At 53.0% G+C, this 25599-nt stretch carries 24 protein-coding genes; 16 read left to right on the top strand and 8 right to left on the bottom strand.

The features are described from left to right. Positions 1-38: 38 nt before the first annotated feature. Entirely contained in the window at positions 39-494 is a 456-nt protein-coding gene (gene pedF, locus FRIGORI9N_RS13815) for a cytochrome c-550 PedF (protein WP_159572367.1), read from the bottom strand. A 316-nt stretch (positions 495-810) separates the two neighbouring features. On the opposite strand from pedF, the gene FRIGORI9N_RS13810 reads away from it, so the two are divergent. The 10 genes from FRIGORI9N_RS13810 to FRIGORI9N_RS13765 all read left to right on the top strand — a co-directional run bounded on the left by FRIGORI9N_RS13810 (position 811) and on the right by FRIGORI9N_RS13765 (position 11323). Continuing rightward, entirely contained in the window at positions 811-3225 is a 2415-nt protein-coding gene (locus FRIGORI9N_RS13810; RefSeq protein ID WP_159572365.1) for a sigma-54-dependent Fis family transcriptional regulator, read from the top strand. Between the two features lie 349 nt (positions 3226-3574). After that, the gene (locus FRIGORI9N_RS13805) at positions 3575-4753 is read left to right on the top strand and encodes a porin (RefSeq protein ID WP_159572363.1); all 1179 of its coding nucleotides are present in this window, start codon (positions 3575-3577) and stop codon (positions 4751-4753) included. A gap of 271 nt (positions 4754-5024) precedes the next feature. Continuing rightward, a complete protein-coding gene (gene pqqA / locus FRIGORI9N_RS15520) occupies positions 5025-5099 on the top strand; it encodes a pyrroloquinoline quinone precursor peptide PqqA (RefSeq protein ID WP_083797182.1) in 75 nt (24 codons plus the stop codon). A gap of 72 nt (positions 5100-5171) precedes the next feature. Next, positions 5172-6104, top strand: a complete 933-nt coding sequence (pqqB, locus tag FRIGORI9N_RS13795) for a pyrroloquinoline quinone biosynthesis protein PqqB (protein WP_159572361.1) — start codon at positions 5172-5174, stop codon at positions 6102-6104. Next, on the top strand, positions 6101-6826 hold the full coding sequence (gene pqqC / locus FRIGORI9N_RS13790) for a pyrroloquinoline-quinone synthase PqqC (protein ID WP_159572359.1): 726 nt from the start codon (positions 6101-6103) through the stop codon (positions 6824-6826). The genes pqqB and pqqC overlap by 4 nt, the downstream gene beginning before the upstream one ends. Further along, a complete protein-coding gene (gene pqqD / locus FRIGORI9N_RS13785; RefSeq protein ID WP_159572357.1) occupies positions 6823-7104 on the top strand; it encodes a pyrroloquinoline quinone biosynthesis peptide chaperone PqqD in 282 nt (93 codons plus the stop codon). Before pqqC ends, pqqD begins: the two co-directional genes overlap by 4 nt. Then, complete coding sequence (gene pqqE, locus FRIGORI9N_RS13780) at positions 7101-8297, top strand: pyrroloquinoline quinone biosynthesis protein PqqE (RefSeq protein WP_159572355.1); 1197 nt, start codon at positions 7101-7103, stop codon at positions 8295-8297. The genes pqqD and pqqE overlap by 4 nt, the downstream gene beginning before the upstream one ends. Beyond that, complete coding sequence (locus FRIGORI9N_RS13775; protein ID WP_159572353.1) at positions 8294-9079, top strand: ABC transporter ATP-binding protein; 786 nt, start codon at positions 8294-8296, stop codon at positions 9077-9079. Before pqqE ends, FRIGORI9N_RS13775 begins: the two co-directional genes overlap by 4 nt. Positions 9080-9081: 2 nt before the next feature. Next, positions 9082-9897 carry an ABC transporter permease gene (locus FRIGORI9N_RS13770; protein ID WP_159572351.1) on the top strand — a complete coding sequence of 272 codons (816 nt, stop codon included), beginning with the start codon at positions 9082-9084 and terminating at the stop codon, positions 9895-9897. A 124-nt stretch (positions 9898-10021) separates the two neighbouring features. Further along, positions 10022-11323, top strand: coding sequence for an OmpP1/FadL family transporter (locus FRIGORI9N_RS13765; RefSeq protein WP_159572349.1), 1302 nt, complete (start codon positions 10022-10024; stop codon positions 11321-11323). 421 nt (positions 11324-11744) lie between these two features. Here the strand turns inward: FRIGORI9N_RS13765 and FRIGORI9N_RS13760 are convergent, their stop codons facing one another. Further along, a complete protein-coding gene (locus FRIGORI9N_RS13760; protein ID WP_159572347.1) occupies positions 11745-12566 on the bottom strand; it encodes a hypothetical protein in 822 nt (273 codons plus the stop codon). 15 nt (positions 12567-12581) lie between these two features. On the opposite strand from FRIGORI9N_RS13760, the gene FRIGORI9N_RS13755 reads away from it, so the two are divergent. After that, on the top strand, positions 12582-12836 hold the full coding sequence (locus FRIGORI9N_RS13755) for a hypothetical protein (protein ID WP_159572345.1): 255 nt from the start codon (positions 12582-12584) through the stop codon (positions 12834-12836). An 87-nt stretch (positions 12837-12923) separates the two neighbouring features. Here the strand turns inward: FRIGORI9N_RS13755 and FRIGORI9N_RS13750 are convergent, their stop codons facing one another. The 3 genes from FRIGORI9N_RS13750 to FRIGORI9N_RS13740 all read right to left on the bottom strand — a co-directional run bounded on the left by FRIGORI9N_RS13750 (position 12924) and on the right by FRIGORI9N_RS13740 (position 16797). After that, a complete protein-coding gene (locus tag FRIGORI9N_RS13750; RefSeq protein ID WP_159572343.1) occupies positions 12924-14669 on the bottom strand; it encodes a PQQ-dependent methanol/ethanol family dehydrogenase in 1746 nt (581 codons plus the stop codon). Positions 14670-14971: 302 nt separating this feature from the next. Beyond that, entirely contained in the window at positions 14972-15949 is a 978-nt protein-coding gene (locus tag FRIGORI9N_RS13745; RefSeq protein WP_159572341.1) for a quinoprotein relay system zinc metallohydrolase 1, read from the bottom strand. Continuing rightward, positions 15946-16797 (bottom strand): quinoprotein dehydrogenase-associated SoxYZ-like carrier, encoded by an 852-nt coding sequence (locus FRIGORI9N_RS13740; RefSeq protein ID WP_159572339.1) that lies wholly within the window; start codon positions 16795-16797, stop codon positions 15946-15948. Before FRIGORI9N_RS13740 ends, FRIGORI9N_RS13745 begins: the two co-directional genes overlap by 4 nt. 66 nt (positions 16798-16863) lie before the next feature. Here FRIGORI9N_RS13740 and FRIGORI9N_RS13735 point away from each other — a divergent pair, with 66 nt between their 5' ends. Continuing rightward, positions 16864-17940, top strand: a complete 1077-nt coding sequence (locus FRIGORI9N_RS13735) for a substrate-binding domain-containing protein (protein ID WP_159572337.1) — start codon at positions 16864-16866, stop codon at positions 17938-17940. A 152-nt stretch (positions 17941-18092) separates the two neighbouring features. On the opposite strand, the gene FRIGORI9N_RS13730 is transcribed toward FRIGORI9N_RS13735, so the two are convergent. Continuing rightward, positions 18093-19007, bottom strand: coding sequence for a LysR family transcriptional regulator (locus FRIGORI9N_RS13730; protein WP_159572335.1), 915 nt, complete (start codon positions 19005-19007; stop codon positions 18093-18095). 106 nt (positions 19008-19113) lie between these two features. On the opposite strand from FRIGORI9N_RS13730, the gene FRIGORI9N_RS13725 reads away from it, so the two are divergent. The 3 genes from FRIGORI9N_RS13725 (at position 19114) to FRIGORI9N_RS13715 (ending at position 22432) form a co-directional block, all read left to right on the top strand. Beyond that, positions 19114-20193, top strand: a complete 1080-nt coding sequence (locus FRIGORI9N_RS13725) for a tartrate dehydrogenase (RefSeq protein WP_159572333.1) — start codon at positions 19114-19116, stop codon at positions 20191-20193. A 12-nt stretch (positions 20194-20205) separates the two neighbouring features. Further along, positions 20206-21150 (top strand): AEC family transporter, encoded by a 945-nt coding sequence (locus FRIGORI9N_RS13720; protein ID WP_159572331.1) that lies wholly within the window; start codon positions 20206-20208, stop codon positions 21148-21150. A gap of 61 nt (positions 21151-21211) precedes the next feature. Further along, positions 21212-22432, top strand: coding sequence for an MFS transporter (locus FRIGORI9N_RS13715; protein ID WP_159572329.1), 1221 nt, complete (start codon positions 21212-21214; stop codon positions 22430-22432). A gap of 19 nt (positions 22433-22451) precedes the next feature. On the opposite strand, the gene FRIGORI9N_RS13710 is transcribed toward FRIGORI9N_RS13715, so the two are convergent. Continuing rightward, positions 22452-22610, bottom strand: a complete 159-nt coding sequence (locus tag FRIGORI9N_RS13710; protein WP_159572327.1) for a hypothetical protein — start codon at positions 22608-22610, stop codon at positions 22452-22454. A gap of 158 nt (positions 22611-22768) precedes the next feature. Here FRIGORI9N_RS13710 and FRIGORI9N_RS13705 point away from each other — a divergent pair, with 158 nt between their 5' ends. Continuing rightward, entirely contained in the window at positions 22769-24541 is a 1773-nt protein-coding gene (locus FRIGORI9N_RS13705) for a PQQ-binding-like beta-propeller repeat protein (RefSeq protein WP_159572325.1), read from the top strand. Here the strand turns inward: FRIGORI9N_RS13705 and FRIGORI9N_RS13700 are convergent. Further along, positions 24534-25598 carry a DUF1513 domain-containing protein gene (locus tag FRIGORI9N_RS13700; RefSeq protein WP_159572323.1) on the bottom strand — a complete coding sequence of 355 codons (1065 nt, stop codon included), beginning with the start codon at positions 25596-25598 and terminating at the stop codon, positions 24534-24536. The two genes, FRIGORI9N_RS13705 and FRIGORI9N_RS13700, sit on opposite strands and share 8 nt — an antisense overlap. Position 25599: the final 1 nt, after the last annotated feature.

The raw sequence follows: 25599 nt of genomic DNA, 5'->3' as shown, positions 1-25599 counted from the left end.
TTTGTTGTTGAAGCGGTCCCCCTGGGCAAGCCTGCGGCTTATTCAAATGGGCGGGTTTCCACATAGGCTTTAATCGCCCAAATCGCTTCCTGACTCAAAATACCGGCAAAAGCGGGCATGTACACGCGATCTCCTCGCACTTTGCCACCCAACACTGAATTTCTGAAATACACATCCAGTTCAGCCTTGCAATCTGCCTTTGCTTTTTTGCCCGCGAACGAGTCACATTCAGCATTCATCTTGCGCAGATCGGGTGAAATACCGCCGCTGATTACTTCAAGACCATGGCAACGTGCGCAATTCTGGTTGTAGGCGGAACTACCCACTCGAATGGCCTCTTTGTCACCGACATATGGATTGGTATCCAGCATGTCGTCACCCAAGGGTTTTAGCGTGGAGACATCCACAACCTGTGGGGTTACATCGCCATGGGCCATGGCCACCGAGGCAGCGACTGAAAAAATGGTTGCCACTAGGGCTTTACGAACGAACATCACAACTCCTGTATTTCTAAGAATGATTCAACACGGGGTAGCTATTGCAATCCCCATGCCACCCTGTTCATATGAATTTGTGAATTAGTTTTACCAAGTGTGACGAATCGCGAACTCTATAGCCTTGATGATTGATCTGTGCTAATTTTTATCAAAAGGTGTGTCATTTTAGGACACACTGAATTGAGTTGGCACAGTGCTTGCATTGGGCAACACGGTAGCTGGAACAGTAATACAACTAAAAACATTCAGCGCGCCAAGTTGCACCCAAAACCATACTTATAAAACGCAGCACCAAAAGAAGCAGGAGACATGGATGACTTTCTTATCCGAGCGGGATGGCGGCAGCCTTGCATCCAACGCCCAAGTGATAGAGCTGATCGACCCGGGTACGGAAGGACACCTCGAATTCATTCGACGTGCTCACCAGCGTTCCACGGCCGCAGGGCTGGACACCACGTCCAAAGTGGACATTGCCCCGCCACCCGGCAGCGCACTAAAAGAGCTGATTGAAAAGAACAACCGGCTGAAGTCGTGCGCCCTGCCATTCATGGAAACCTTGTACGAACAGGTTGTGAACACGCACAGCATGGTGTTGCTGACAGACGCCAGCGGTACGATCATTGAATCACTGGGCGATGATGATTTTCTGGTCAAGGCGCAGAAAGTCGCCCTGGCACCTGGCGTAACCTGGAGCGAAGAACACAAGGGCACCAATGCCATTGGTACGGCGCTGATCGAGGAATTGCCCACTGTAGTTCACGGTCAGGATCACTTCCTGGACGTTAACCGTTTTTTGACCTGCTCGGCTGCTCCGATTTTCGACCCCAATGGCGTGGCCATCGGGGTGCTCGATGTGACTGGCGATTACCGCAGTTACCACCGCCACACCATGGGCCTGGTGCGCATGTCGGCGCAAATGATCGAAAACCATTTGTTCAACAGCTCGTTTCAAGACGCGATCATTGTGCAATTTCACCAGCGCGGTGAATTTTTGGGTTCAGTGGTTGAAGGCGCGGCGGCCTTCTCGCCCGCTGGCAAATTTCTGGCAGCCAACCGGGCAGCCATGGTGCAGTTTGGCATGTCCAGCAACGCATTGAAAAGCCACACCTTCAGCTCGCTTTTCGGCATGCCTTTGTCGGCCCTGATCGACCATTACCGCACCTGCAACCCAATCCCCTTGATTCTGTGTTTGCACAATGGCAACCAGGTCACAGCGCGAGCCAGTTTGGGCAGTGTGGGCCGAGGCCGTATTTTCGACTCGGTGGGTTTGGTCAAAAACAATTGCGATGCGGCTGTGCTGCAAAACCCAACGCCGACCGCGCAGAAAGCCAACACAACCTGCCAAAAAAGCCATCACCTTTCCAGCCTGAAGTACCTGAACACAGGCGATCCACAGGTGGCAAAAATCATCGAAAAAGTGGGCAAGGTCATCGACAAAGACATCCCCATTTTGATTCTGGGTGAAACGGGCACAGGCAAAGAAATTCTTGCGCAAGCCATCCACAACGATTCGCCCCGGGTGGATAAACCATTTGTCGCAGTCAATTGCGCATCGATTCCTGAAACGCTGATTGAATCCGAGTTGTTTGGCTACGAAGACGGCGCATTCACCGGTGCAAAAAAGAAAGGTTCACAAGGCCGCATTTTGCAAGCCAACGGTGGCACCTTGTTCCTTGATGAAATCGGTGACATGCCCATTTCTCTGCAAGCACGCTTGTTGCGTGTATTGCAGGAACGCGTGGTTACACCGCTTGGCAGCCAGAAAAGCATTCCGGTGAATTTGCAGGTTATTTGCGCCACGCACCGCAACCTGCGCGATCAAATTGCAACGGGCCATTTCCGTGAAGACTTGTACTATCGCCTGCATGGTTTGGTGGTACGAATTCCCGCTTTGCGCGAACGAACCGACTTGCAAAAAATCATTCAACGCATTCTGGAAAACGAATCACACAATCCGCGCATTCGTGTTTCAGCCGAGGTGATGAAAGCGTTTACCACGCACGCATGGCCGGGCAATATTCGACAGCTCACGAATATTTTGCGCACTGCCAGCGTAATGACTGACGAAGCCGAAACCATTGAGTGGGACCACCTGCCCGATGACTTTCTTGACGAGTGGCGTGCATTGCGACTGGACAACAAGCTCAGTCCGGTTGAGCAGGTGCAAGTGCAAGTGCCTCCTGAAACGGACGATCGCCCTTCGCGCACCACATTGCCCGTGACCAATACACGCCCGCAGTTCAGCGTGCGCAGCAATTTTTCAGTACAAAACAAAATTGCTGCACCAGTTCACAGCAACGCACCTGCATTTCCGGCAAGAAGCAAACCCAGCCCTTTTGAGGTTCAGGTTCACCACCGGCAAGGCGCTGCGCCCAAAGGCACAGGCCTGGATCAAACCTTCAGCAAGTTCAGGGAAGGCCGATTTGACAGCTGGACGCACAGCCAAAAGCCAGCCAACCGGGAAGAGCCCATCGGTGCGCTGCCCCAGTCACCGCGCTACAAAGAAGATACCTTCGACACGCGTGCCTACGATGCGCGGGCGCAAGGCTACTTGGGTTCCAGGCAAGCTACTGCAAGGGCTCAGGCAGACAATCCAATTAATCTGGACGACCTGGAATCACGGGCCATTCAAGAGGCACTGGAAACCTGCAGGGGCAACGTTAGCGCAGCCGCCCGCATGCTGGGAATTTCAAGAAACACCATATACCGGCGCTTGAATTCGAAGTAAAACGCGTCTTTCATTACACGGCACTGTGCCTTCAAAAAACCACCCCATTGTCGGGTGGTTTTTTTTGGCACAAAGCAATTGAACAGCTGTCACAAAACTGTCATTCACCTGCTCCAGCCGCACACAATTCTGTTTCAAAGCGCACCGTTTGGCGCAAACCAACTGCACTGCCCCATCTTGTCATCAAAAGCCCTACATTTTAATTTATATCATTAAAATCAATAGCTTATGCACTGGCATGTCTTTTGCCCTAGTCCCCTCAAGCCAGTTCTACTCTGCGGTGTGCTGGCGAGCTTTAGAAGACAAACAAGCAACAACCTTTAAAAACTAAAACTGGAGGGTTGATCTCATGATCAGCAAAAAATTAGTAGCAGCTTCCATCTTGGCAGCAATGGGGACTTCGGCACACGCAATCGGTTTCAAAGCCGGTGAATGGGAAATGGACTTGTCTGGTTCAGTCAATGCGTACTACAACACTACAAGTTGCGACAACGCTGGCGCGACCGCCAGTGGCGCATTGGGTCTTTGTGGTGGCGCGGCCACTGGTCAAGACCAAACATCAATTCAGAACGGCCTGTTACCAGGCTTCATCATTTTCACTGCGTCCACCAAACAGGCTGGATATGATCTGAAGGCCGTTATCTCGATTGACCCGGGCACAACCAACAACAACGGCGCTGCCGGCGGCGTAGGTCAGAACGTTGGTGATCAGCGTCGCGTGTTCTTGCAATTCGGCAACGAGACCATGGGTACGATCAAGGCCGGTCGTGACATTGGTTTGTTTGGTCAAAATGCAATCTTGAACGACATGTCCCTGCTCGCAGTCGGCGGTGGCTCAGGTTATAACGGCGCACTGAACACAACACTGGGTGGAATCGGATCTGGTTACATCTACACCGAATTCCAGCCTCAAATCACTTACACCGCGCCAGCATTCGGCAACCTGAGCTTGTCGGGCGGCGTGTTCCAACCCAAGCAGATTGGCGGCGCTGAAAGCGACTCTCCTGGAATGCAGGCTTTGGCATCGTACAGCCTGGGCGACAGCGGCAAATTGTGGGCTGCGTTGATCAACCAGTCTCAATCTGGCGCTGCGGGCGCACCCGATGCTGACCTGACTGGCTTCGAAGCCGGTGGCACATTGAACTTCGGCGCGCTGTCATTGACAGGTAATTACTTCACAGGTGAAGGCCTGGGAACGACACTGATTGGTTTCGGTGGTCGTGATGCAGCCAACGGTGAACGTGATTCTGACGGCTATCTGGTTCAAGCCACCTATAAAGTTGGCAACACGAAATTCGGTATCAACTACGGTTCCTCCACACTGGATGCAACTGCCGCTGACCGCACTGCCAACGCAATCATGCTTGAAGAAACCAACCAGATGGTATTGGGCGTTTATCACAACCTGACACCAAGCCTGACAATCGCTGGTGAATACATCACCAATGAACAAACCTACCAGTTGGGTGCACCCGCCGCAAAAGGCGAGTCAAACACAATCGCTGTAGGCGCAATCCTGTTCTTCTAATCGTTAACCACCCTCCGTTAACGGTTATCCCTAAGGCGCGAACTCACAAGGTTCGCGCCTTTTTGCATAGTGTTTCAAACTGCAACAGTTTGAACACCACGCACACCTTGAACCCCGCCATTTCCCACATTGTAAAAATACCGACCGGCTTGCATGTACGGCACGGGAATTGCTATTTATAACTCGAGGACGAACAAAACGGCGCAAGCCAAGTTCTTCACCCAAGCCATGTGCCAAGGTGCATTTTAATAAAGCAAAAGGAGGATATTTCATGCAGTGGACCACACCATCATTCGTTGACATGCGTTTCGGTTTCGAAATCACCATGTACATTGCCAACCGTTAATTTGACGGTTCGCACAGCCCCGGATAGCCTTTCAGGCTGGCGGGGTTTTTTTTACCCCTGAAAAAAGCAATTATGAAAATCAAAGTTCTGGGATCCGCAGCAGGCGGAGGGTTCCCGCAGTGGAACTGCAACTGCAACAACTGCCAAGCCGTGAGGGCCAAAGCGCCCGGCTACACCGCGCGCACCCAGTCGTCGATCGCAATATCCGATGGGTCTGCCAACTGGATTTTGGTCAACGCCTCGCCCGACATTCTGACCCAGATCAAAAACACCCCGGAACTACAGCCCAACCGCGGCCCACGCGACACAGGCATTTCCGCCGTGATCCTGATGGACGCACAAATTGACCACACCACAGGCCTGTTGATGATGCGCGAGGGCAAAACCCCCATGCGCCTGTTCACCACCCCGGCCGTGTGGGAAGACCTCACCAACGGCCTGCCTTTGGTGCCCACGCTGGGGTTTTACTGCGGCGTGAAATGGACCCCCCTGTGCACCGAGTGCGATGAACCTTTCTCCATCAGCCCGCTGGACAATATCAAGATCAAATCAATCCCGCTGATCAGCAAGGCACCTCCCTATTCCCCAAGCCGCTATGCACAACGCCGTGGCGACAACATTGGTCTGTTGATTGAAGACACCAACACCGGCAAAAAAGTGTTTTATGCACCAGGCCTGGGTGAAATTACGCCCGACATTCTGCCCTTCATGCAAGAGGCCGATGTACTGATGGTGGACGGCACTTTCTGGACCGAAGACGAAATGGTCACGCAAGGGTTTTCGCAAAAAATGGCGGCCGACATGGGCCACTTGCCACAAACCGACAAACCCGGCCAACGCGGCTCGGGCATGATCAGCCAGCTTCGGCAGTTTGAAACCCAACGCAAAATCCTGATCCACATCAACAACACCAACCCGATTTTGAACGAGCATGGCGACGAGCGCGCCATTCTGGCCGACAATGGAATTGAAGTGTCTTACGATGGCATGGAGATTCTTGCATGAGCAGTAACAAAGCCTGGAGCAAAAAAGAGTTCGAAGAACGCTTGCGTGCCAAAGGTGACAAGTACCACATTCACCACCCTTTCAACATTACCATGCGTGAGGGCAAACTAAGCCGCGAGCAACTTCGCGGCTGGGTGGCCAACCGCTTTTATTACCAAATTTGCATTCCACAAAAAGACGCCGCCGTGATGGCCAATTGCGACGACCGCGAAACACGCCGGCGCTGGGTTCAGCGTATTCTCGACCACGATGGCTGGGAAGGGAATGCGGGTGGCATTGAAGCCTGGAGCCGTTTGGGTGAGGCCGTGGGCATAGAAAAAGACACCTTGTGGAGCCAGCAACTGGTGCTGCCTGGTGTACGCTTTGCCGTAGACGCTTACGTCAATTTCGCACGTCGTGCGCCTTGGCAAGAGGCCGTGTGTTCGTCGCTGACTGAAATGTTTGCGCCTGAAATTCACAAACAACGCTTAAGCAATTGGCCCAAAGACTACAAATGGGTTGCGCCGGAAGGTTTGAATTATTTCCGGTCACGGATCAGCCTTGCACAGCGCGATGTAGAACATGGTTTGGAAGTGACACTGAATTATTTCAAGACCCGTGCGCAACAAGAGCGTGCACTGGAAATTCTTCAATTTAAACTGGATGTGTTGTGGAGCATGTCAGACGCAGTCGCGCTGGCTTACCCCGACAAACCGGTCAAAACAAAACAGAAGAAACAATGAGCTCCGAGACAACGCCAACCCTGCCGCTTCATCCAAAACTGAATCGTCTGTTTCGCCTTCAATACGAGGAGGCGCAAAAAACACATGTGCTGCTCTACCCCGAGGGCATGGTGAAATTGAACCAATCCGCCAGCGAAATCTTGTTGTTGTGTGACGGCTCCCGAACAGTGGGTGAAATTGTAGAAGCGCTTGAAGCCAAATTCAGCGCCAGTGGGCTGGAAGCCGATGTGCGCAGCATGCTGGAGGAAGCAACACGCCGCAATTGGCTAGACGCATGACAACCGTGAATGAACACGTAACACGCCCGGCCGGCCCTTTGTGGCTGTTGGCTGAACTCACCTACCGCTGCCCGCTGCACTGCGTGTTCTGCTACAACCCGGTTGATTACAAAACCAACACCAATGAACTGACCACCGCCGAGTGGAAAGAAACCATGAAGCAGGCCCGTGCCTTGGGTGCGGTGCAACTGGGTTTCTCGGGTGGCGAGCCTTTGCTGCGCGAGGACCTTGAAGAACTGGTGGCGTACGGTCATGAACTGGGCTACTACACCAACCTGATCACCTCCGGAATCGGCTTGAAGCCTGCTCGCCTGGAGGCATTCAAAGCCGCAGGACTTGACCACATTCAAGTGAGTTTTCAGGATGCAACCCAGGCTGCGAATGATGCGCTCAGCGACACCAAAACATTTGCCAAGAAACTGGAAATTGCCACCGCCGTGAAGGCAGCAGGCTGGCCCATGGTGCTAAACGTGGTGCTGCACAGGCTGAACCTGGACCACATTGATTCCATCATTGAACTGGCCGTGAAGCTGGGCGTTGAATACCTTGAACTTGCCAATACGCAGTACTACGGCTGGGCCTTTAAAAACAAGGCAGCGCTGATCCCCACGCACGAGCAACTGAAACACGCCGAAGAACGGGTAGCCGCCTGGCGAGAAAAACTGGGCAACTCCATGAAGCTGTTGTTTGTGGTGCCCGATTATTTCGAAAAAACACCCAAGCCTTGCATGAGCGGCTGGGGCAATGTGTTTCTCAGCATCAGCCCCGACGGCACAGCCCTGCCCTGCCAGGCCGCCCGCATGCTGCCCGGCTTTGAATTCCCGAACGTTAAAACCAGCACGGTTGAACACATTTGGTACGAAAGCGATGGCTTCACGCGCTACCGTGGCGATGCCTGGATGAAAGACCCCTGCCGCACCTGCCCCGACAAAGCCAAAGACTACGGCGGCTGCAGGTGTCAGGCGTATTTGATCACCGGCGATGCCACCAACGCCGACCCTGTGTGCCACAAATCACCCGAACATGAAAAGGTGGTCGCCTTTGTGAACGCCGCACAGCGGCGCGATGATCCCGATGACTACCTGAAAGTTCAAAAGCCTGAACAGCAAAATCTGGCCAATACAGCCGAGGTGCCCGTGGTATGGTATCGCAGCGATCACAACAGCTTGCACCTCAGCAAAAACAGCTCTTGAACTACAACAACACCGCAACCAACACCACCATTCGACTACACGCACAAGGCTTGTCCTTCTCTTGGGGAACTCGGCAGGCGTTAAGCAATGTCAGCCTTGATTTAAACGCAGGTGAAATGTTTGGCCTGCTGGGCCCCAATGGGGCTGGCAAAACCACCCTGATCAGTTTGATTGCAGGCTTGATTGCACCTGACCAGGGCGAACTCTCGGTGCTGGGCTACAGCACGCGCAGGGCGGCAGACCTGGCCCGCAAAAACCTGGGCTTCGTGTTTCAATCGGTGTCGCTGGATCGCTTCATGACCGTGGAAGAAAATCTGTTGTTTGCTGCGGGCCTGCAAGGATTGAACAAGGCACAGGCCAAAGCCAACCTGGCGCATCTCTACTCCGTTTTTCCGATTCAACCCTGGTTGAATCGAACTGTTGCCAGCTTGTCAGGCGGGCAAAAAAGGCTGGTCGACATTGCGCGCGCCATGGTGCACAAACCGGGAGTATTAATCCTGGATGAACCCACTACAGCGCTCGATGTACCTTCCAAAAACAGTGTGTGGCAAACCCTGAAAACGCTACAGGCCCTCGATGGACTCACCATTTTTATTGCCACGCATTTGATGGACGAAGCCAACAGTTGTGACCGGGTTGGTTTTCTGAACCAAGGGGAACTGAGCTGGCTGGGTACCCCTGCACAGGCACTGGACGAGTTGCCGGACCAAAGCGTAACCAGCGTGCGTACAGCCACCCTGGCAGACTGGTTTGTGTGGAAAATGAACGGCGGAGCCCAATAACCATGTTGATGCATTTTTATTGGGCTGTCATACGCCGCGAAAGTCAGAAATTATTGAAACAACGCGACCGGCTGGCCGCTGCCATGGTGCGCCCTGTACTTTGGTTGTGGATTATCGGTGGTGGCATGCAAGCCTTGGCTGGCGGCGACTACACAGCGCGTTTGTTGCCCGGCATTGTGGGCATGACCCTGCTGTTTGGCGGCATGGTCGGGGGCTTGAGCATTGCTTTGGACAAAGACGCGGGCACCATGCGCCTGTTGGTAACAGCCCCTGTAAAAACCTATCACATACTGATCGCGAAAACCCTGGGCGCAGCCATTGGCGCGCTGGTGCAAATGGGCCTGCTGATCACGTTACTGCTGGCACTTGAAGGCCTTTATACCTTGCTGTTTCCGCTCGGGTTTGATTTGCAGAATGTACTGCCTTGGGTGGGTCGTACACTTTGGCCACAACTTCATGTGCTGCTGCCCGGTGCTGCATTGGCTGCATTGACCTGTGCCGCCTTGGGTGTGTTGTGCGGTACTTTTGCAAAAAGCATTGATGGCTTTGCAGTCATGATGAACTTCGTGATTTTCCCGGTGTTCTTTTTCAGCGGCGCCTTGTACCCCATCGAACCCATGCCTGCGCTGGCACGCTGGGTGGCCTTGCTCAATCCTTTTTCTTATTGCGTCGACCTGCTTCGCCACGCCTTCAGCAGCCATGCTGAATTCGATTTGGTGTTTGCCTCCCTGGTGCTTCTGGGCGCTACGGTTGCCATGTTGATTGTGGCCACCTGGAAGTTTTCACAAAGTGGTGCTGCAGTGCCCTTGAATCAATAAAATACAAAATTTACATAGATTTATTAGAGAATAACTCTATGTTTTACAAGAACGATCGTTCGTATTTTTACTTACAATAATCCTCGCAAATATCCATTCTTAAAAACGGACCCACGAGGACGACATGAAAAACTTCCCCCTTCGATTAAATGCCATTGGCTGTGCCACAGCAACACTCTGTATCGGTTTTATTGGTCAAGCCCATGCCGGCGGCTTTGCACTCAATGAACAAAACGCCAGCGGTGCCGGTGTCGCTTACGCGGGTAAAGCCGCCATTGGCGAAGATGCCAGCGCAGCCTGGTTTAACCCCGCCAGCATGAGCCGCCTGAAAGAACGCCAAGTGGTGTTGGGTGGGCATTACATTGACCTGAATGGTGAAGTCAACAATGAGGGCAGCACTGCCGCCCCTGGCCGCCCCCTGGGCAGCAGCACAGGCGAGTTCGGCGATGAAGGCTATATCCCCAACTTTCACCTTGTCATCCCGTTTAACGATCGAATCAACTTTGGCTTGTCTGTGGCCACACCCTTTGGCCTGAAAACAGATTTTCAACCCAACTGGTATGGTCGCTTTCAAGGTGTTACTTCTGACATCAAATCAGTGAACATCAACCCGTCTGCCTCGTACAAAGTGAATGAACAATGGTCCGTCGGTGCAGGTGTTTCTGCGCAAAAGCTTGATGCCAAACTAAGCTCACAAATCAACTACGCGCCTTTTGGCGGCACCGAAGGTTTGACGACTATTGCGGGTGATGGTTGGGGCTACGGCTTTAATCTGGGTGTGATGGGACAGGTAACGCCTGCAACACGCGTGGGTGTGGCTTATCGCTCATCGATAGAGCAAGACCTGGAAGGCAACGTCACTTTCGAGAACGTTGCACCGGCCGTTGCTGGCCTTTTTGCAAACAGTGAACTCACTTCCAAAATCCGCCTGCCTGCCTCGCTGGCTATTTCATCGGTAACTGAATTAACACCCAAATGGCAACTGTTGACCGACGCCACCTGGACTGAATGGAGCACCATTCAGAAGCTGGACTTTCAGCGCCAGAACGCACCAGCGGGTGCTGCGCCATTGACTGTGCAAGACTATGAATGGAAAAACAGCTGGCGCTTTGCGGTGGGTGGTATTTACAAATACAGCGACACCATTAATTTGAAAGCCGGCCTAGCTTACGACATTACACCGGTGCCGGATGAGCGCCGCAAAGTTCGCCTACCGGATGAAGATCGCATCACTTTCGCGGTAGGTTCGCAGTACAAGTTCGACAAAGCCACCACATTCGATGTGGCCTTTCAGTATGTAATGCCCAACAAGGCAAAAATCGACAGCACTGAAGGCAACCCGGCTGCTGGTCAACAAACGCGTGTATTGGGCACCGCAGAAGGCGATGCATTCATTATTTCCGGTCAAGTGTCATACAAGTTCTAAAAACAGCTCGATGTGTCAAAAAGCCCGGATTCAAACCGGGCTTTTTTTTATAAGTACCCCGACGGCCCGCCGTAAGGACTCAGCTTGACCAAGCGATTACTCAGCCGAAACGCCACATACCAGAAGAGAAGGTTAAAGGCACAGAGCCCCACTGCATAAGGTATGGGCACGTCTAACAACACGTGCGAGAACGACAATGGGAAGGCGAACAGTAGCGCTCTTCTAGGCCACGTTCGACCATGCGTGTAAAGCTGTCGCAATGTAAGGAAGGAATAAAGTGATAAGGCAAAAATACCAATCTGCATCCCCCACCATTCAAGACTAAGCCAGAGATTGTCAACTACCGCCAAGAAAAAAGTTAAGGTGATTACGCTACTAATGAAATAAAGCGAAAGCTGATACAAAGTTTTCGTGTCGGGCTTCATGATGTCAAATCAACCAGGTAAATGGTAATTTCTTTAACATTCCCGTCCAAACTACTCGACAAAAATGACAAACCTGCAGCAATCGAATCTTTCAAACTTCTGAGCGCACCCGCAGAGATCTCTTGCTTCGAATAACGCTTAGGTTCTTTGCCACTGCGGATTAGCTTTTTAAGTTCGCCATTGGATACATCTGGCCTGCGAAGTTTAATCATCTCCTTGGTCAATAGGGTTGATTGTTGCCTATTGATATTACCTGTTAAAGCAGCAGGAATATTCACACCAGCATTACTCAAAACCTTGACTGCTCGCCGAGCGGCGATAGCAGATGCACCCACACCCAAAAGCGACACACCGTCTAAAACTTGTAACGTGGTTTTGTATGTCGGCATTTGGTCTAAGCGTTGATTTACCCCTGGAGAAATCACTGAATTGAGAGTTCTCATGAATGAATTTGCGCAGCTTGCGCCTGTCGCTAGAGTTGCTGCTCCACCAACCACTGACACAGCCACACTGCTTCCGCCGGTAAAAGGTGCAACAGCCCCACCCCCCAACGTCACAATGCCTGCAACCACCGCCGCTGTACAGTTAATCGCCGTCATTGCACCTTCAGCTAACACTTCCCTGCCGGAAATTTCAGGCTTGCCGGTTTTCACGTCGATCACGATGTATTGGTTTTGAACTGGTGCAGCGTGAGGTTCACGAAGTACAGCTGCACTGCCATCAACGGCCAGCACCACACCCAGTGGTCGAAGCTCGATGACAGAATTTGCAGATTGAAGAACTTTCTGGCGAATTGCGGGTGAAATGACTTCAGACATGATTGAGTGTTGGGGATGGAAACTCCCGATTATCAATCTGCCATCGGGAAAACCAAAAAACCGGGTTTTTGGATCACTCACTATGAGGATGGACGAAAAAATGCCCGGCTCAAGGCCGGGCAGAAAAGACGCATTCGTTTAGGAGACTCACAAACCGCCACAACTTTTTCCGACTCCCAATCATTGCCAGAAAAAGGTCCCAAGGAGCAATTTGTTTCAACCGTCTGCGTCATAAGTTCGCTGCAGAGCAAGCAGAAAACTCAGGGGTGAAAATGACAACACTTCTAAAACGCTCTACTACTTCACTACTCATCAAACCACCCCACACGGGGCGGCTTGATGTACTTCACAAACCGATTACTTCATCAACTTGAATACCCACACGGAACCACCTTGTTCAAGGTAGTTCACTTTGCTGGCCACGTCACCGCCCCACAGGGGAACAGCGCCGCCCCAACCAGACACTACAGCCACGTACTGCTGACCGTCTTTGCCTTTCCAGGTTACGGGAGGTGCAACCACGCCAGAACCTGTCTGGAACTTCCAGACTTCCTTACCGGTTTTCGCGTCAGCTGCCTTCAGGAAACCTTCTGGAGTACCCCAGAACACCAGGTTACCGCCGGTGGTCAAAACACCGCCCCACAAAGGCGCATTGTTCGTGATTTCCCACTCAATCTTGCCGGTCTTGGGGTTCATCGCACGCAGGGCGCCGATGTAGTCAAAGCCAGGCAATGTCTTGATGGTGAAACCGGCACCCAGGTAAGCAGCACCTTTCTTGTAGGTGATAGGCTCGTTCCAGATCTCCATGCCCCACTCGTTGGCGGGAACATAGAACAGACCTGTGTCAGGGCTGTAAGCCATTGGCTGCTGGTTCTTGCCACCCAAAAATGAAGGTGCAGAGAACACTGTTTCGCCTTTCTTGCCGTCCATCTTGGTGGGGTCACCAGGGCGGTTGGCGGGGTCGAAAATCGGGCGACCTGTTTTCAGATCAATACCCTTGGCCCATGTGATTTTTTTCACGAATGGGAAGGCATTTTCCAGCTTGCCGGTGGTGGCGTCGTTCACATACATGAAACCGTTGCGGTCAGCTTTAGCACCAACACGCTTGCCGTTCATGTCAAAAGTGATGAACTCGTTCACACCGTCATAGTCCCAACCGTCGTTTGGTGTGGACTGGTAGTGCCACTTGATCTGACCAGTTTTAACATCAACCGCCACTGTGGAAGTGGAGTACAGGTTGTCGCCAGGGCGCAGGTGGCTGTTCCAGGGCGCTGGGTTACCAGTACCGAAGTAGGCCAAGCCTGTTTTGCTGTCGTACGAACCGCCCAACCAAGTAGCAGCGCCACCTGTTTTCCACATGTCGCCTTTCCAGGTGGCATTGGTGGTACCGGAAATTCCAGCTTCTTTCTTGTTGCCGTCTTTGTCATAGGTGTAGCCCATGTGGCCTTCAACAGTTGGGCGCAGCCAAACCATTTCGCCTGTCTTGGCATTGCGCGCTTCAACACGACCAACCACACCAAACTCACCACCCGACACACCAGTCAACACCAAACCATTGGCAATGATTGGAGCCGCCGTGTTGGAGTAACCCGCAGCGTAGTCGTCAATCTTGTCTTTCCACACCACCTTGCCGGTGTTCTGGTCCAGGGCGATCAGCTGGGCATCCAGTGTCGCGAAAATCACCAGGTTGTCATACAGGGCTGCACCACGATTCACCACGTCGCAGCAAGGCATGATGCCTTCTGGCAAACGGTGCTCGTACTTCCACAGTTTTTCACCCGTGGAGGCGTCCAGTGCGTAAATGCGTGAATAGGAACCGGTCACAAACATCTTGCCGTCGTGAATCAGCGGCTGGCTTTCCTGCCCGCGCTGTTTTTCACCACCGAACGAGAATGACCAGGCTGGAACCAGCTTGCCCACGTTCGCGACGTTGATGTCTTTCAATGGACTGTAACGCTGACCCTCTGTACCAATACCCCAAGACAACACATCGCCCGTGGATTTGGCATCGTTTTGAATCATTGCGTCTGTCACAGCGGCAGAAGCCACTGCGGGAATCGCCAGTGCGGTTGCTACCATCGCGCTAAGCAGAGTTTTGCGCATTATTTGTTTCTCCTCTCTTCATCCGTTACTTTGAGGTTCTCGCCCCTCTTTTGCAGAGTCGGGGCTACCCGGTTACAACCTAGCGCAAGCTTCATGCCAAGTAGAATATTTCGTCTAAATAATTTTTTTATTCAATAAAATCAGTGCTTTATAAAATAACCCTCATTGGAGTGATTTCAATCGTTCCGACCATAAAAAAAAGAGACAGTTTTGTGACATTGGAACAGCTCACCTGTTCAGCAACACACAAACTGTCCCTTTTTGACACACTTGGTACAGCGTTAACCCTGACTTAAAAGTTCTTAGAATCCACCCAAAGCCTCTTTCTCATACAGGGGGTACAAATTGGTCACATTGCGATAAAACTCCGCCGGGTAAGCTGCAAAGTTTCTGAATCGCTCTGGCGCGCCCTTCTTCATCACATCATTCATTTCCTCACCCATCGCAGCTGCGTTTTCAAGGCGCTTGTCCAGCCAGCTCAGGTAATCCAGTGTTTGGTCAATGGCCTCGCTGCCCCAACTGACCGGGCCGTGGCTGGGCACAACCACCTTGGGCTTCATGGCCTGCAGCTTTTTCAGGCTTTCAATCCACGGCTTCAATTTTGCATGGGGGGTGGTCACAATTCGCTTGTAAAACACCAGCCCCCCGGCCCACATCACTTTGCTATCCGGGTCGAACAACACCAGGTCTGAATCGGTGTGGCCTTTCAACTCCACCGCTTCAAGAGACTTGCCACCCATGTTTTTCAAATTACCGGGTGCAATTGTTTGTAACGGGTGGGCACTCTCGGTGCCCTTCATCCAGTCGCCACACAAGCGGTACAAATTGGTTTCATACAAGGCGGCTTCCGCCTTGATGCCTTGAAGGGTCAGCTTTGTGGCGGCCAAAGCCTCTTTTGGATAGGCCTGATTACCCAAAAAGTAATCCGGGTGAAGGTTCAAAGCGATCACTTGCCGGATCGACTTTCCCTTGGCAATTGAATCAATCAAGGCGCGTTGCTGCTCGCCGTAAAGGCGTGAAATGCCCGTGTTAATGACATACACCCCTGCGTCATCCACGTAAAAACCGGTGTTAATAATGTTGCAGCCATTGGCCTGCGAAAAATCATCATTGGCACCGGCAATCACGTACCAGCCACCGGCCAGTTTGGTGGCTTTCAAGCCATAGTCCAGCGCAGCCTGATTCGGCACAGGCTTTGCCACATTGGGCAATTCTGCATGGGCGGACCACACGGCACAGCAAGCACTCAGCGCCAAGGCAACGGTACTGAAACCCCTCATTGCGTCACCTTCGCATCAATCCTGTTGCCATTGTTGTCGCGCCCTACCAGGCTGATCGGCCCCATCGGCTTTTTGTCAAAGTCAAAGGAAAACAGGGGGTTCTCAGACACAGGCTCGAAGGGGTACAGCTTGGCCAGTACTTGTTTGTTCTTGTCTTGCAGAATCATTTCTTCAATGTAAAACGCGGGAACACCAGCCACCAAACCGGTGTCCATGGGGTGCGATACCTGCACGCGCAAACGGGCATCGTCACGCAACTGATTGGCATCAAACATTTTGCCTGCCACCTTGTTCAAGGTTTGCGGCCAGCTGCCATCGGCCCGTGTTGCACCCGGCACCGTACAACCGCCACCGGCTGCTTCAATGAATGCATAACCCACATGCCACACGCCATTTTCAGCCAGTGCAGCCACACGAATGGGACTGGCCTGCTCCAGCTTGAAACGGAAATTCAAAGCTGGCTTGGCTTTTTCCGGAATGAACTCCAGCACCTTGCGGATTGGATTGCGATCGACCAGCACCACGATTTTTTTCACCTTTCCTATCGCCGAGGCATCAAACGACACAGGTACATTCATCGCATCTTCTGCAAACAAGGGCACGGTGACCTTGATTCGGGAATCGAACACAGTTGTTGCGCCCGCATCGAAAAACTGCCCTTTCAAATCGGGCCATTGCATGGAACCCAGCGGGTCGCCCCCGGTCAAATCTCCTTTCACTTCGCCAAGCTCCACAGGCGCAGCAATGCTGGGGCTGGCCAAGAAATTGCTGGTGAAAAGCATACCCGCCAACACAAACCCGAAAGGACATAGTGTATTGATCGATTGTTTTGTACTTCTGAACATCATGATTACCTGTCTCCTGCTTTTTGTAATCTGTCAGAATGCAAGCAATCGACATGCCCGTATCCACAAATGCTCAATTTAAAAATATCTGCACGCTGGAAGAAAGACGACGGTCAGTTTGTTGAACTGGATCAACGCATGTTGAACACCCTGAAAACGATCGACTCCGCGGGTTCGATTTCCCTGGCCTGCAAAGCACTGGGTGTTTCTTACCGTACCTTATGGTCGCAAATTCAGCAATACAACCAAATGCTGGGTGAAGAACTGGTGGCCACACATGGGCGAGCAGGCGCATGCCTGACTCGATTCGGGCACAAACTGATCTGGATGGTTGAACAGGGCAATGTTCGCGTGGCACCCGACCTGGGCACCGTGGGCGAACAACTGAATGCCGAGTGGCTGGATGCGGATCAGAACAAACCCTGGATCAGCCTTGCGTTAAGCGACGACCCGGTGTTGCAAAACCTGTTTCAGAACACCGCCTTGTACAAAAAACTGCAACTGTCGCTTCGGTGGTCTGGCAGCATTGCGGCACTTTCGGCCTTGCACCGGGGCGAGGTGCGCGTGGCTGGCTGCCACTTGCCTGTGGGTCTTGATGAACATTCTCATGTTCATCAAATCATGCGCCGATGGTTGCGCGGTTCCAACCTGAGTGTGATTGAGCTCTTTGAGCGGGACCTTGGCTGGATCAGCCGCCCTGCCGCCACACCACCTACCCTGGAAGATGTGGCCCAACGGCGCGCTTTATTGGTTAATCGCAACTCGGCCTCGTCAACTCACCACCAACTGGATGCACTGATCACCAAAGCTGGCTTGAAGGCCGAAAATCTGCCTGGTTTTTTTCACGAAGAAAACTCACACCTGGCAGTGGCCTGCACCATTGCCGCAGGCCATGGTGATTTGGGCCTGGGCATTCGTGCTGCGGCCGACCACTACGGCCTGCAATTCACGTCAGTGTCCAAAGAGCGCTATTTTCTGGTGTTGCACAACAGCGATTTGCATCACCCCGCCATGGATATTTTGCTGCCCTGGTTGCGCAGTGCGGAAGTGTCGGCCCAAGTCGAGGGGTCTGCTGGCTACCGGGCTACACGCTTGGGAAAAACACAGGCACTGGAAGTGTTCCTGAATGAAATTCAGGAGAGGTAAATACCCCCCTCATTTTGGTGTGTCAAAACTGTGCAGCGCAACAAAATTATGTAAAGTTTTGCATAATTTAACGGCTTGCGGTTCTACCCTAGACCCCATGGATTCCGCTAGCAATACCGCAATGGGTGCAGCCTCGCCGCGGGCGCCTGCGCTCAGCAAGTCATTGCCGAACGGCATCGCAATCGATCTGCCAGAAACTCAACACACACCCGCAAGCGCGCCGAACTGGCCAAACGCGATGGGTACACCGCATAGACATTGGCGTCCTGACAATACTGCGGCAACACGCGAACCAACTTCCTGTTGCGCAAATAAGGGGCCACATCCCACGCGCTGCGCAAGCCCACACCATGACCATCTACAATCCATTGTCGAACAGACTCGCCGTTGTTCGACGACAAGGCTCCGCGCACCCGCACGATTTCCTCTCCGTGTGGTCCCTGCAGCACCCAGCGCCCCGGCTGCTGATCGCGCTCGCGAATCACAAGGCATTGGTGATTCTGCAGATCAGCCAGTTCATGCAACACAGGTGCCTGTTGCAAATAGGCCGGGCTGGCGCAAAGAATGCGTTGGTTGCCTGCAATGCGGCGGCAAATCAAACCAGGCTCCGTCACTTCCCCAAGCCGAATGTCGAGGTGAAACCCTTCGATGAGCAAATCAACAGGGCGGTCAATCAGCTCCAACTCGACTTCCAGCTCGACATACTGCTTGACCAGTTCAGACAGGACAGGCGCCACCCGCGACCGACCATATCCCGAGCTTGAGCACACCCGCAACAACCCCCTTGGGATGGATCGCTCAGCCGAGAGGGCATCCATCAAATCCCGTGAAGTATCAAGCACCCGCTGCCCCCACTCCACGCAGGTTTCCCCCACTTCAGTCAATGACAAACGGCGAGTTGTTCGGTGAAACAACTTCAACCCCAAGCGCTGTTCTAGCTGTGCAAGTCGCTTGCTGATGTAGGCGGTTGACACCCCCATTTCCCGTGCACAGGCTGACAGTGACCCATGCCGGCACAATGCGAGCATCAGATCCAGCTCTTCCAGAGAGGGCGGTTTTGACTTCATTTATTAACCTAATAATTGAATATGTTTTAACTTATAACAGCATTATCAACTTTACAGTTAAGCAATACAATCAAGTCTTCAACCCAACATTCAATCAGGAATGCTCATGAACACCCGAAAAATTGCGGTACTGGCTGGCGATGGCATTGGCAACGAAGTAACCCCAGAAGGCCTGCGCGTGCTGGAAGCAGCTGCACGCCACTACAATCTTGACCTTCAATTCACCCACTTCGACTGGGCACACTGTGACTACTACCTGAAACACGGCCAAATGATGCCAAGCGACTGGTTCGATCAACTTGTGAACTTCGACGCCCTGTACTTCGGTGCTGTGGGTTGGCCCGACAAAGTGCCCGACCACATTTCCCTGTGGGGTTCCTTGTTGAAATTCCGTCGCGAATTCGATCAGTATGTGAACCTGCGCCCAGTGCGGCTGATGCCAGGCATCCCCTGTCCGCTGGCCAACAAGAAAGTGGGCGACATTGACTTCTACGTGGTTCGGGAAAACACGGAAGGTGAATATTCGTCTGTGGGCGGCCGCATGTTTGAAGGCACTGAACGCGAGGTGGTTCTTCAGGAAGCCGTATTCACCCGCAAGGGCACTGACCGAATTCTAAAGTACGCTTTTGATCTGGCGCAAAGCCGCCCCAAAAAGCACCTGACGTCGGCCACAAAATCCAATGGCATTGCGATCAGCATGCCCTACTGGGACGAACGTGTGGAATCCATGGGCAAACAGTACCCCGATGTGCATTGGGACAAATACCACGTGGACATTCTTGCTGCGCGCTTTGTGCTTAGCCCGGAACGTTTTGATGTGGTGGTCGCATCCAACCTGTTCGGCGACATTCTCTCCGACCTGGGACCTGCCTGCACAGGCACCATCGGCATTGCACCCTCGGCCAACCTGAATCCGGAAGGCACATTTCCCTCCCTGTTCGAACCGGTGCACGGTTCCGCACCAGACATTTACGGCAAGAACATTTCCAATCCCATCGCCATGATCTGGTCGGGTGCTATGATGCTTGACTCCATCGGTCAGGGCGACCCCAAATTCAAGGCAGCCCACGATTCAATCCTGAAAGCTATCGAAACCGTGCTGGTGGAAGGTCCCCGCACACCGGACATGGGCGGCACTGCCACCACGTCTGATGTGGGCAAAGCAATTGCGGAGTGCATTCAGTAAAAATCTGATCACATGAATCAATTCAACGTACTCTCGGAAATTCTGGGAGTCACCGCCCCCGTGTTTGCAATGGTCTTCATGGGGTTGGTGCTGCGCAAGGTCAATCTGATCAACGATTCCTTCATTCAAACAGCATCAACGCTAACCTACAAAGCCACCATGCCCACGCTGTTCTTTCTGTCGATCTGGCAGGCTGACTTGCAAAGTGCATTCAATGCCACCCTGGTCATTTTTCTGTGTGCTGCCACGGTGGTGGGGTTTTTAGCCAGTTGGTGGTGGGCCACCCAAGCTATTCCATACAGCCAAAGGGGCGTATTTGTACAAGGGGCTTTTCGGGGCAATTGTGGTGTCGTCAGCTTCGCCTTGGTGGCAAGCTACTATGGTGCCTATGGGCTATCGGTGGGCGGCGTACTGGTTGGTTTTACCATTCTCTTGTTCAATGTGCTGTCAGTGCTGATTCTCTCTGTCTACAGCCCCACCCTGAAATTCAGCCCCGCGTCAGTGGGCAAAGAGTTGTTGAAAAACCCCCTTATTATTGCTGTGGTGCTGGGCATGTTGGCCAGCGCGGTGAAACTGTACATACCGCAGTGGCTATTGAAATCGGGCGAGTACTTTGCCGGTCTCACTTTGCCACTGGCACTCATCTGCGTGGGTGGCACTCTTTCACTGGCCGGGGTCAAAGCTTCTGGCATGTCAGCCCTGCAATCCAGCGCAATCAAAATTGCAATTTTGCCCGTGCTGGCCTGCACTGCGGCATGGGTCATCGGCATTCAAGGGCGGGATCTCATTATTTTGTGGATGTTCTTTTCAAGCCCAACTGCGGCAGCCAGCTTTGCCATGGCCGTGGCTGCTGGGGGTGACGGCAAACTGGCCGCGAACATCATCGCCCTGACCACCCTGGTGTCCATCGGAACCATGACTTTGGGTATTTACACGCTCACCGCGCTAGGGCACTAAATTCACACGTTAAACTCGGAATGAATTCCAGAAAAACAATTCAATCCACAGGTAGCAGTACATGAATACCCAAGCAGCAAGCCAAGTGACAATGACATCCCAGCGGGAATGGGCGCTGCTGCTGATCCTTGCGGGTATTCAGTTCACTCACATTCTTGATTTCATGATCATGATGCCGCTGGGCCCACAGCTCACCGCAGCGTTTTCAATCTCCGATGCCAAGTTCGGTTTGCTGGTGTCGGCCTACACTTTCGCTGCAGGGGCCTCTGGCCTTGTGGCCTCGCTGTACATTGACCGGTTCGAACGGCGCCGCTTGTTATTGATCCTGTATGTGCTGTTTGCGGCAGCCACGTTGGCGTGCGGCTTGGCACCCACCTACGAAACGCTGATGAGCGCGCGCATTGCAGCCGGCTTGTTTGGCGGTATTTTGTCTGCAATGATTCAAACAATCGTGGCCGATGTGGTGCCCTTTGCCCGACGGGGCAAAGCCATGGGCGTCATCATGACCTCCTTCTCGGTGTCCACAGTCATGGGTGTGCCGCTTGGTTTGTATGTGGCGGCCAACTCCGACTGGCACACACCATTCTTCGGTATCGCAGGCATCAGTTTCTTGCTTGTGGTGGCAGGCTGGTATGTCATTCCCACCCTGCAGGGGCATTTGCATTCGCGTGGCGAAACAGGGCCGTTGCAGGGCATTGCCCAAGTGCTTCGCGACACCAATCACTTGCGGGCATTTTGCTTTTCGTTCTGCATGATCTTTGCCGGTTTTTCAATTATTCCGTACATCACGATTTACATGCAGATCAACGCGGGTCTGTCGCCGTCCGACATTCCGCTAATTTATCTGGCAGGTGGTGCAGCCACGCTGTTCAGTGCGCAAATCATCGGCAAGTTGAGTGATCGAATCGGCAAGTTGAAAATGCTGCAAATCATTGCAGGCATTGCGGTGGTTCCCATGGCGCTGATCACGCTGACCGAGGGCATGAGCATGGCGGTCATTCTGGTGATCACCACCTGTTTTTTCGTGTTTGTCAGCGGCAGGATGATTCCCGGCATGGCCTTGGTCAGCGCTGCAGGCAACCCAAAAAACCGTGGCACCTTCATGACACTGAATTCATCCATGCAGTCTGCTGCAATGGGGTTGGCTGCGCTGATTGGCGGTGTTGTCATTTCGCGCAATGCCGAGGGTTTGATTGAAAATTTTTGGTGGTGCAGTGTGATTGCGATTACATTCAACCTGGCCGCTTTGTTGATTGCAAAAAAATTGCGGGTGTATCAGTAAGGCTGTGAATCTGCTTTGATCAGCTCGCCGCCATGCGGCGAATAATTGACGACACCACCAAACGCAAACCCTTGACCTCTTTTACTTCCAGGGGCCGCTTTTCTTTCAGGTCTTTGTCTTTGCTGAGTTCTTCAAGCTTGTGTTCAATTTCTTTCAACAGCTCAAGTTGTTGCTTCATGATCATTTACCAATAAACTCGGGTACGCGAAATATACACGCAAGCGCGTCTGCGTTGGATGACACTTTTGTGACGCGTCATGTGCTTCACTTTGCAACAGTCACAATGGATTGATCCTTGCTTGTGTTTCCAGCACGCTTAATTCAAATACTGCAATCATGACGCTGCCTTACTTATTCGCCACCGCCATTTCCATGTCAGTTTGTGCAACTGCACTGGCCAACCCAGACACAGAATGGCCTGTATTTGGTGGTAACTGGAATCACCAACGGCACAGCCCATCAACTCAAATTGCGCCCGACAACGTTGCACAACTGGACACGGCCTGGGAATTTGACACCGGGATATCCTCCAGTTTTCAAGCCACGCCCATTGTGGTCAATGGGGTGATGTATGTGTCGCTGCCGTTTAACCATGTGGTGGCCTTGAAAGCCGACACCGGCAAGCTGCTGTGGCGCTACACCCACGACCGCATCAAAGACCGCCCCATGTGCTGCGGCCCTGCCAACCGGGGTGTGGCGGTCAGCGATGGAAAAGTGTTCATGGGCACTGTCGACTCTCGCTTGCTGGCCCTGGATGCGGAAAATGGCACCAAGTTGTGGGACATTGATGTCACCAAGGGCGATCAAGGTGTACGGGAAGATGCCAGCGCTCTGGGTTCACAACTGAATACACAGGATGGAAAACTCGAGGTGTCCGGAACCTCGGGCGCGGGCATCAACATGGCGCCCATGGTGTTTGATGGCAAAGTCATTGTGGGCATTACAGGTGTGGGCTATGGCCTGCACCTGGATTCACCCGACCCCGACGCCCCGCTGGGTTCAGTCGTGGGCATTGCAGGCAATTACGGTCGGCGCGGTTTCATGGCGGCATACGACATCAACACGGGTGCACAGGCCTGGAAATTCGACACCGTGCCCGAGAAAGGTTGGGAAGGCACATTCACCCGGAAAACACGAGATGGTGTGGTGCTGCCTCGTGATATTGATCAGGAAAAAGCAGACGTTTCAAAGTACCCGGATGCATGGCAGTTTGGTGGCGGCTCAGCGTGGAGCACCCCAGCCATAGATCGAGAAAACGGCATGCTCTATTTTGGTACGGGCAACCCTTCTCCCCAAATGGAAGGCTCGTCAAGGCCGGGCGATAACCTGTACACCGCATCGCTTGTTGCGCTCGATATTCGCACTGGCGAATTGAAGTGGCACTACCAACAAGTTCCTCACGACATGTGGGGCTACGATGTGGCAAGCCCACCCGTTTTGTTCAAGGTACGGCATCAGGGCCAAGCCGTGCAGGCTGTGGGCCAAGCTGGAAAAACAGGTTGGTTTTATGTACACAACCGAATCACCGGCGCACTGTTGTTCAAAAGCGAAGCCTTCGTGCCACAACACAATATGTTTACCCTGCCCAGCGAACAAGGCAATGTGATCTATCCCGGTGTCATTGGTGGTTCAAACTGGTCGCCAGTTTCAGTGGATGAACAACGCCGCATGGTGTTCATCGCAGGCATTCACTGGCCAGTGAAATATCAATTGCATGAACTGAAAGCCAAGGGCAACAAACCGGCTTTGAAATATTCATCCATGTCGCCCATCGAGGACGGAGAAAAATACGGCCTGCTTTCAGCCCTTCATCTGGACACTGGCAAACTGCTGTGGCAACACAAGGTAAAGGCCCCCCTGATTGGCGGCGTTTTAAGCACCAAGACAGGTCTGGTTTTTTCTGGTGAAGGCAGTGGCGAATTTTTTGCACTGAATTCAAACACGGGCAAACGCGTTTGGGAACAGGCCAACCCGGCCGGTGTAAACGCACCACCGGTTAGCTACGAGGTGAATGGCAAGCAATATTTGGCAGTGGCAATTGGCGGCAACAAGCTGTTCGGTTTCAAACAAGGACAAACCATCAAGGCTTGGGCATTGAAGGCTAAATAAGCAGCCAGTGATTGTCCAGTGCGAATGAATTCTTGTCTTCACCGGCCTGGTGCCCCAACCAAACTTCACCGCCCCGCGAGGCCAAGGCGCAGGCTGCTTTGGCCTGCTGCGTATTCAGCAATTTGCCTTGTAAATCAAACTGGGCCGCTGAATCATTCTTGGTGCAACTGATCACAAAGCCTTCGGGCGTGGTGGCAATATCGCCTGCATAGCCGTTCACACCAATCGACTCAGCCACCGGGCGCAACCCTTGCTCATCGAGCAAGGCAAGCACTGGTGCCGCCTCTTGATCGGCCTCTACAGCATGATGGGCCTGCATGGCAATTCCCACCACACCGCTGGCATGCACGGCCATGTGGCGCAGGCTGAGCCGCGAATCACGCAGGGTCCATTGGTTCAACACCCTGCCCGTTCGGGGGTGCATGGCCACCACGGAAGAATCCATGGGCAAGTGGTTTAGTTGCGTGCGCCCCATGTCTGCATGGGTTTGTATGCCGCCATTGGCCACCAACAAAAAAGGTTCATCGATACCCAACACACCGCCGGGCAACACCAACATTTCATGCGGGTCTCGACCCTGCGTTGGCCACACATCGAGAAGCTCAAATGTTTCCCGGTGACGAACACCCAGCACACCTTGCCCGGTCAGCACATCGGTTTCTGTGGTGAACAAGCAATCACCGTGTACTGCGCTGTGTCCGTTCAAATGCCGGTCTTCGTCTTGCCAGGTTCGCGCAGTGTCTCCGGTTTGAATGTTCAGGCGCATGATCCAGTCGCCTGGGCGACGCGCGATGACCAAATACTCATCGCCCTGAAGGTGCATCAAACCATGTGGGCGGGTGGGTAAATCCACTGCCGAATCGATGGTGTAAGGGGTCGACAGGCGGGTATTTTTCCAGCTGAGCACACCCACCTGATAAACCGCTGTTGGCAGTTGCCAGGCCGCAAGCAAGCTGGCGTGCTTGCCATTCACAGCGGCCCTTGAGGGCAAGGGTAAAGCCAGCGACAGTGCCACTGCACCGCCTTGCAACAGAAATTGTCGGCGTGACAACACCATG

It is taken from the genome of Limnobacter sp. 130 (assembly GCF_902506325.1).
GTDB lineage: Bacteria > Pseudomonadota > Gammaproteobacteria > Burkholderiales > Burkholderiaceae_B > Limnobacter.
This window is presented reverse-complemented; position numbering and strand designations above follow the sequence as displayed.